Consider the following 6,991-nt stretch of genomic DNA (forward strand, 5'->3'; position numbering starts at 1 on the left):
TATTAAACCCAAGCAGGGCAAGGAATGCAAGACCCATTTGCGAGGGATCCGGAAAAAAGTCGGCAAAAAGAGCTGCGGCGAGGGGGTTTTGGGGCTGGAAAGCCTTGTGGCACAAGGCATCGAGGGATCCGACGAAAGAATCGGCCTTTGCGGCTTTTGGCGGATCGCTCGCGGAGGCGTTGATACCGTTTGGGTGTTGTCTTGGAAACAAGGGTGAGTACCCGAGCCTCAACCGGAGTTTGCGGGGCTTGGCGATTGCCCAAGGCGTGCCCCCTAGCCGCGGGTGTAGCCGGCTGGGGGATGAAAGCAGATACGATGTTTTCAACTTTTCACAGTCGGAGAAATCTCATGAAAAAGTGGATTGCCTCGGCTACAACCCTACTCTGCTGTGTGCTTGTCCTGGTTTTGTTTTGGCCCCATGTTACCTCTGCCCAGAGGCAGACCCTCAATCTCTACATCTGGTCAGAATACATCGATCCCGACATCCTCACTGCCTTTGAAAAAGCCACCAACAGCCGCGTGCTGGTCAGCGTGTACGAATCCAACGAAGACATGGTGGCCAAACTGCGGGGGGGTGGCACCAGCCAGTACGACATTGTTGTTCCCACCGACTACATTGTGCCCAACATGTTGGAGCTGGGACTGCTGCAGCCTCTCAACAAAGAATTGATCCCCAACCTAAGCAACCTGGGCGAAAAATTTGTCGGCCTGCCCTTTGATCCAGAAAACACCTACACCGCCGCCTATCAGTGGGGCACCACCGGCATTGGCTACCGCAAAGACCGCCTGCCCGAAAACTTTGAACGCTCTTGGGGATTGATTTTCGACCCGCAGCAGCAGTATGGCCCCTTTGTGATGATCGACGAGATGCGCTCCATGATCGGCGCTGCTGCCGTTTACCTGGGCTTCGATATGAACACCACCGTTCGCTCCGAACTGCAGCAGATCCAGCAGCTTTTGATCGACACCAAGCGCCGCAGTGCCGGCCTAATTGGGGGCGTGGGGGGCAAAAACCAACTGGTTTCTGGAACGGCCAATGTAGCCATCGTCTACAGCGGCGATGCCCTGCAAGCTGCCGAAGAAAACCCCAACATCGGCTATTTTGTCCCCCGCGAGGGTGCCCACATTTGGCTGGATGTAATGGCCATTCCCGCCCAGGCCCCCAACCCCGAGCTGGCCAATCGCTTCATCAATTTCATCCTGGATGCTGAAGTCGGCGCTCAACTGAGCAACCACAACCGCTTCGCCACCCCCAACGCTGCAGCTCTGCCCATGATCAACCCAGAAGATCGGCAAAACCCGGCCATCTACCCTGACGAAGAGGCCCTTGCCAAACTCACCTACCTTAAAGTGCTGTCAGGGGAAGAGCTGCGCCTCATCGACGCCCTCTGGACAACCGTGAAAAGCAGCTAGGGATCCCTTGTTAGCTCTCGACATAAAACTTGACACTTTTTAATATCTGAGCCACATTAAAGATGTCACCTGTTGATGGAGCTAGAACCATGGAAAACCAAGAAGCTAAGTTTGGCTTTACCACCTTCGCCGAAAAATGGAATGGCCGTTTGGCAATGCTGGGCTTTGTGATTGGCGTTGCGACCGAGTTGCTGACCGGCCAAGGGATCCTCTCTCAAATTGGCCTGATGTAATCCCGGTGGGCCTAGGACACTGCTGTAGATTCTTGCTTGCCTGGCTGTAGTTTCCACCCTCTGCAAAGCAGCCAGGCTTTCGCATTGCCCTCGATTCTGGATTTAGGTCTGAATGAATCCAAATGGAAGTGGAAGCGAAATGCAGGCTGTTAAGTCCAGCTTCCACTGCCTTGCTTCTGCCGCTGACTCTCCTCTTCCACTGGGAGAGGGGCGGGGAGTGAAAGCTAGCAGCGCAGAAGGCTTGGGATCCCTAGGAATCTACTCTTCCAAATCCTGCAAGTACTGGCGGATATCAGCCAAGATGCGTTCTAGGTCTTCTGGGGCCTGGAGAGCGCGTGCCCATTCTAGGTCATGATCACCTTGGGATCCCTGCTGGGCCAGCGCCACTCCTAAGTGTTCCAGCTCGCGAACCACTTGGCAAAAAGCATTAGCTCCCACGTTGGAGCTGGCTCCTTTGAGGCGATGGGCGATCCGCCGCATTCTTTCTGCGTCGTAACCGGCAATGGCTTGGCGCAGTTGCGGAAGCTGGGTTTCGCAATCTTGGATGAACACCTGCAATAGCTCTCGCTGAAACCCGCGATCCCCGCCGGAAACCTGATCCAGGTAGGCAGAGTCGATGGGGTAGGGCTGGGTGGGAGAAGAGGGATCCCGGCTCTCGGCGGGGGAAGCTGGAGAGGCTGCTTTAGAAGCGGATCCATTGGAGGATCCTGCTGCAGACTGGGCAATCACCTGGCTCCAGTGGTTGAGCACCCTTTCCAAATCTTCCTTCAGCACCGGCTTGCTGAGATAGTCATCCATGCCTGCCTGCAGGCAGCGCTCCCTATCCTCCTGCATGGCGTTGGCCGTGATGGCGATGATGACGGCGCGACGGCGGGATCCCTTCTCCAGTCTTTCCTGCTGGCGGATACGGCGGGTGGCCTCGTAGCCATCCATCACCGGCATCTGACAATCCATAAGAATGAGGTCGTAGCTGACCTTCTGCAGGAGATCCAACACCTCCTGACCATTGGCCACCACATCGGCCTTGTAGCCCAAACTCTCGAGCTGGCGCAAAGCCACCTTTTGGTTGACGGGGTTATCCTCTGCCAGCAAAATGCGCAGGGACTGCTGGGGTCGGTCGGCCATAGGCGTCGTCTGAGAGAGAGGGGGGCCAATGCCCAAAAGAGAGGTGGAGAGGCCAGAAGATTTCCCCAGGGCCATGGCCAACGCCTCCTGCAGACGGCTTTGTTTTACCGGCTTAACCAAGTAGGCAGCAAAGCCGATTTCGGCAGCGCGGCGGGAGTGCTCCCCCAGTCCCAGGGAGGTCATCATCACCAGTTGCGTCTCGGCCAGTTGCGGATCTGCCTTGATCCAGCGGCCCAAGGTCTCCCCATCCACCTCTGGCATTTGCATATCCAAAACGGCCAGGGGGAAGGGTCTGCCTTCCCGAACGGCTTGGCGTAGCTTGTCCATGGCCTGATAGGCATTTTCGGCCTCTTCCACCACCATTCCCCAAGCCGTGGCCTGGCAGCGCAGGATCTTGCGATTGGTGGCATTGTCGTCCACCACCAACAGCCGCTTGCCCTGCAAATCCACCGGGACACGAGCAGAAGGCTGGGCAAGCTGCTGGACGTAGGGCTGCCGCTCCAGGGTCAGCTCGACGCTGAAGGTGCTGCCCTGTCCCTCCTGGCTTTGCAACGAGATGGTTCCCTCCATCAGTTCTGTCAGTTGTTTGCAGATGGCCAAGCCCAGTCCCGTACCTCCGTATTTGCGGGTAGTAGAGGCATCCACCTGGCTAAACGGTTGAAACAGCTTGCTCTGCGCCGCCGCCGGGATCCCGATCCCGGTATCTCTCACCGAGAGCCTGAGGTGGACATGGGTAGCGGTTTCTTGCAGCACCTCTGCTTGGATCACCACCTCTCCTCGGTGGGTGAACTTAATGGCGTTGCTTACCAAATTGTTGAGGATTTGCCGCAGACGCGAAGCATCTCCCCGCAGGTAGCGCGGCACTTCCGGTGGCATGAGCACCGCCAGCTCCAATCCCTTGGCGTGGGCAGTGGGGGCAAACAGATCCGCCACCTCTTCCAGACACGAGCGGAGATCGAAATCCAGGATCTCCAGCTCCATTTCCCCGGCCTCCAATTTGGAGAAGTCCAGGATGTCGTTGATGAGGGTGAGCAGCGCATCGCCGCTGACGCGGATGGTCTCTACAAAGTCCCGCTGTTCTGCATTGAGGGGGGTCTCCAGCAGCAGGCCCGTCATCCCCAACACCGCGTTCATGGGGGTGCGGATCTCGTGGCTCATGGTGGCTAAGAAGCTGCTCTTGGCCTGGGCAGCCTGCTCAGCTGCTTTGCGGGCCTGCTCCAGCTCCAGGCTGCGCTTTCTCTCCCGTTCCAAAAGGGCTGCCTGGGTGAGGGCAATGCCAATTTGGCTGGCCAACTGCGATAGCAGCTCCATCTCAAAGGGTTGCCACTGACGGGGCCCGGAGCACTGGTGGGCCAGCAACAACCCCCACAACTGCTGCTCCAAAAACAGCGGCACCACCAAGTTGGCCCTGACCTGCATTTTTTGCAGCAGCTCTAGGTAACAAGGCTCCAGTCCTTCACTTTCCACATCGCTAACAACGCGAACGCGGCCCTGGCTGTAGAGCTGGGCGTACTTTTCCTGAAAACAGGGATCCTCGATCACCTCTCCCATCAAGGAGGGGATCCCCGGCTGAGTTTTCTCGTTGGAGATGATCCCAGAACCATCCGGCTGGAAGCGGTAGACCAAGACTCGGTCGGCTTTGAGCAGGGCTTGGATTTCTGTTACCGCCGTTTCCAGGATCTCGGCAATATCCAAAGATTGGCGGATCTTTAAGCTAAGATCGGCCAGGAGTTGAGCCCGCCGGCTCTGGCGCTCCAGCTCTTCGGCAGCTTTTTTGCGCTCGGTGATGTTGCGGAAGATGCCCCGCGTGGCGACCATCACCCCATCTTCAAAGTGGCAGTTGACATTGCCCTCCACCCAGACCGTTTCCCCGTTAGCAGTTACAAAGGCCGCCTCGACGTTTTCCAATAGCTCTCCTGCCATGAGCTTTTGAAAAAGCATCTGGCAGTGTTGCCGATAGTCGGGGTGGATGATGTCGAAAACCCTCATTTGCTGGATTTGAGTTTCGTCGTAGCCCAGGGTTTCTTTCCAGGCGCGGTTGACATACAAAAAGCGCCCTTCGGCATCCACGCTTTGGATGAGGTCAGTGGCATTTTCAAAGAGATCCCGGTAGCGCTCTTCGCTTTCTTTCAAGGCCAGCTCCGCCAGCTTGCGGTCGGTGATGTCGATGCCGGTGCCCATGACAAACTCCACCTCGCCGGCAGCGTTGATTAGGGCGGTGTTAGACCAAGAAATAAGCCGCAGTGCCCCTTGCTTGGTGCGCCAAAAATTCTCATGGCGATTCAAAAAGAGGGAATGATTGCCCTTGAGCTGTTCAAAAGCTTGCTTCACACCAGGCACATCTTCCGGCGGGATCAAACCCAAATCCCACAGCAGCCGGCCCTTGACTTCTGCCAGCGAGTAGCCAGAGAGCTGCTCAGCAGCGCGGTTGAAGCGCAGGATACGCCCTTCTGGATCCATGACCACCACCAGCGCCCCTGCCGTATCGATAACCGCGTTGGTAAAATCTCGCTCTTGCTTGAGGGATCGTTCTGCCTCTTCTCGCTCGGCAGTCTCCCGACGGATGAGGAAGTAAACCGAGGCCAAAACCAGGTAAGTAAAAATGAGCCCGCCAAAAGCAATGAGATTGGTTCTAACCCAGGCAAACTGAAATTCCTGGCTGCGTTGCTGCAGAAGGCGATTTTCCTCCTGCTGGAGCACCCGAATCAACTCGGCAATTTGCTCCACCAACCTTGGCCCTTCGCTGCTTTCCAGGGCTTCCTGGGTGGCGAGTAGCCCCTCTTGATCCCTCAGTTGCTCCAGCAGCAGCTCTAGGCGCTTCAGGCGCTCTTGCTGCAGGGGGTTGTCAGCAGTGAGCTCTTTCAACAAGCGCAGATGGGTGGAGGTGGCTTCAAGGCTGGCTTGGTACTCACTGAGATAGCGAGGATTATTGGTCAGAAGATAACCATATTGACCGGCTTCGGCGGCGCGGGTTTCCGCCAGCAATCCTTCCAAGTTTTGGATTGCTTTCAGAGTGTGGGCCACTCGTTCTGTAAGCTGCGGCAGTTGAGAGGCATTCCGCTGAGCTGAGTAGGTGATCCCGCCCAAAAGCAAGGCAGCCAGGCCAAAACCGGCGGTAACTTTGAGGAGAAAGCGGTTTTTGCGGGCAGGTTTAGTATCCCCCGACTTAGGCAGCAGAGGCGTCTGAGCCAGTTCCCTCAAGCTACGGCGCAGCTCCAACTGAGCTACTACCTGATGGGCCAGAGCCTTGAGCTGCTCCAATTGCTCCGGGCTAAGCTGCCGAGGCTGATAATCGATAACGCAAAGCGTGCCTAAGGCTTGCCCTTCTGGAGTTACCAGAGGGATGCCAGCATAGAAGCGGATGTGGGGCTCTTGCGTAACAAGCGGGTTGTCGGCAAAGCGCGGATCCTGAGTGGCATCGGGCACCACCAGCGGCTCTTGGGGAGACAAGATGGCGTGGGCGCAGAAGGCCACATCCCGGGGAGTCTCCTGCACATCGACGCCGAATTTGGCTTTAAACCACTGGCGGTGTTCGTCGACAAGGCTGACCAGAGCAATGGGCGTGCCGCAGATGTAGGCGGCAAGGCGGACGATCTCGTCAAAGGCAGTTTCAGGTGCCGTATCGAGAATCTGATACTGCCGCAGGGCAGCCAGCCGCTGCTCTTCGTTGGGAGGGAGGGGGGCCTTAGGCATAGGTCAAACTAAGCGGAGAGAAAGGGATCCCGATCCACCGATCTCGGAGGTCGATAGTCTCAAGGTAAAAGAGGTAACCCCAGCATAACTTCCAAGCCTCTCCACCGGAAGCTACAGGGATCCGATCCCCAAGCTTGCTTCCTGTTGGATTAGTTTGCTACATTTTCGCCATGCTGGTGTCAGCTACTCTGGCTTCTGCAGGCGAGCCAAAATAAGGGTCTGAGCCGTGGCCCGTCCAGAGCCGCCGCGGGCAGAAGGGAAAAAGACTTACCGGATCCCAGTTTCAGTATTTATACTGATGTCAAAGATGAGAAAGCTCAATAAGCATCCTCTGATGCATTTGGTTTCACTCACCCTATAAATAATCAAATCCTAACATTTTTAAGCAAGCTTCGAGTTGAAATTTCTCAACGGAAGACTTACTATAGAGCGACGAGCTTTGTAAAGGGGGAATACTCTCAGCTAGAAATCGCAGGAGCCCCGCACTGTACCCGTAGGGTCAGTGTCGGGAGGAATGCGCTTTGATG

At 56.5% G+C, this 6,991-nt stretch carries 4 protein-coding genes; 3 read left to right on the top strand and 1 reads right to left on the bottom strand.

Annotation, left to right across the window (positions count from 1 at the left end; translation table 11 throughout):
- From NW839_RS09555 to NW839_RS09565, 3 genes are all read left to right on the top strand, one after another.
- The coding region (locus NW839_RS09555) for a hypothetical protein (protein ID WP_414380605.1) at positions 1-217 on the top strand (217 nt) is incomplete at its 5' end.
- A gap of 131 nt (positions 218-348) precedes the next feature.
- A complete protein-coding gene (locus NW839_RS09560; protein WP_148202683.1) occupies positions 349-1,413 on the top strand; it encodes a spermidine/putrescine ABC transporter substrate-binding protein in 1,065 nt (354 codons plus the stop codon).
- A 62-nt stretch (positions 1,414-1,475) separates the two neighbouring features.
- Positions 1,476-1,646: a chlorophyll a/b-binding protein gene (locus NW839_RS09565; protein ID WP_011432158.1), complete on the top strand. Its 171-nt coding sequence runs from the start codon at positions 1,476-1,478 to the stop codon at positions 1,644-1,646.
- Between the two features lie 258 nt (positions 1,647-1,904).
- Here NW839_RS09565 and NW839_RS09570 read toward each other — a convergent pair whose 3' ends face one another.
- The gene (locus NW839_RS09570) at positions 1,905-6,464 is read right to left on the bottom strand and encodes a GAF domain-containing protein (RefSeq protein ID WP_414352042.1); all 4,560 of its coding nucleotides are present in this window, start codon (positions 6,462-6,464) and stop codon (positions 1,905-1,907) included.
- Positions 6,465-6,991 lie beyond the last annotated feature (527 nt).

Origin of the sequence: Synechococcus sp. R5-15 (assembly GCF_047462035.1) — a bacterium.
Taxonomy (GTDB): Bacteria; Cyanobacteriota; Cyanobacteriia; order Thermostichales; family Thermostichaceae; genus Thermostichus.

Bases quoted from the DNA above. Each gene is read 5' to 3' on its own strand.
- NW839_RS09565 (WP_011432158.1), top strand. From the start codon at position 1,476: ATGTCACCTGTTGATGGAGCTAGAACCATGGAAAACCAAGAAGCTAAG.
- NW839_RS09560 (WP_148202683.1), top strand. From the start codon at position 349: ATGAAAAAGTGGATTGCCTCGGCTACAACCCTACTCTGCTGTGTGCTT.
- NW839_RS09570 (WP_414352042.1), bottom strand. From the start codon at position 6,464: ATGCCTAAGGCCCCCCTCCCTCCCAACGAAGAGCAGCGGCTGGCTGCC.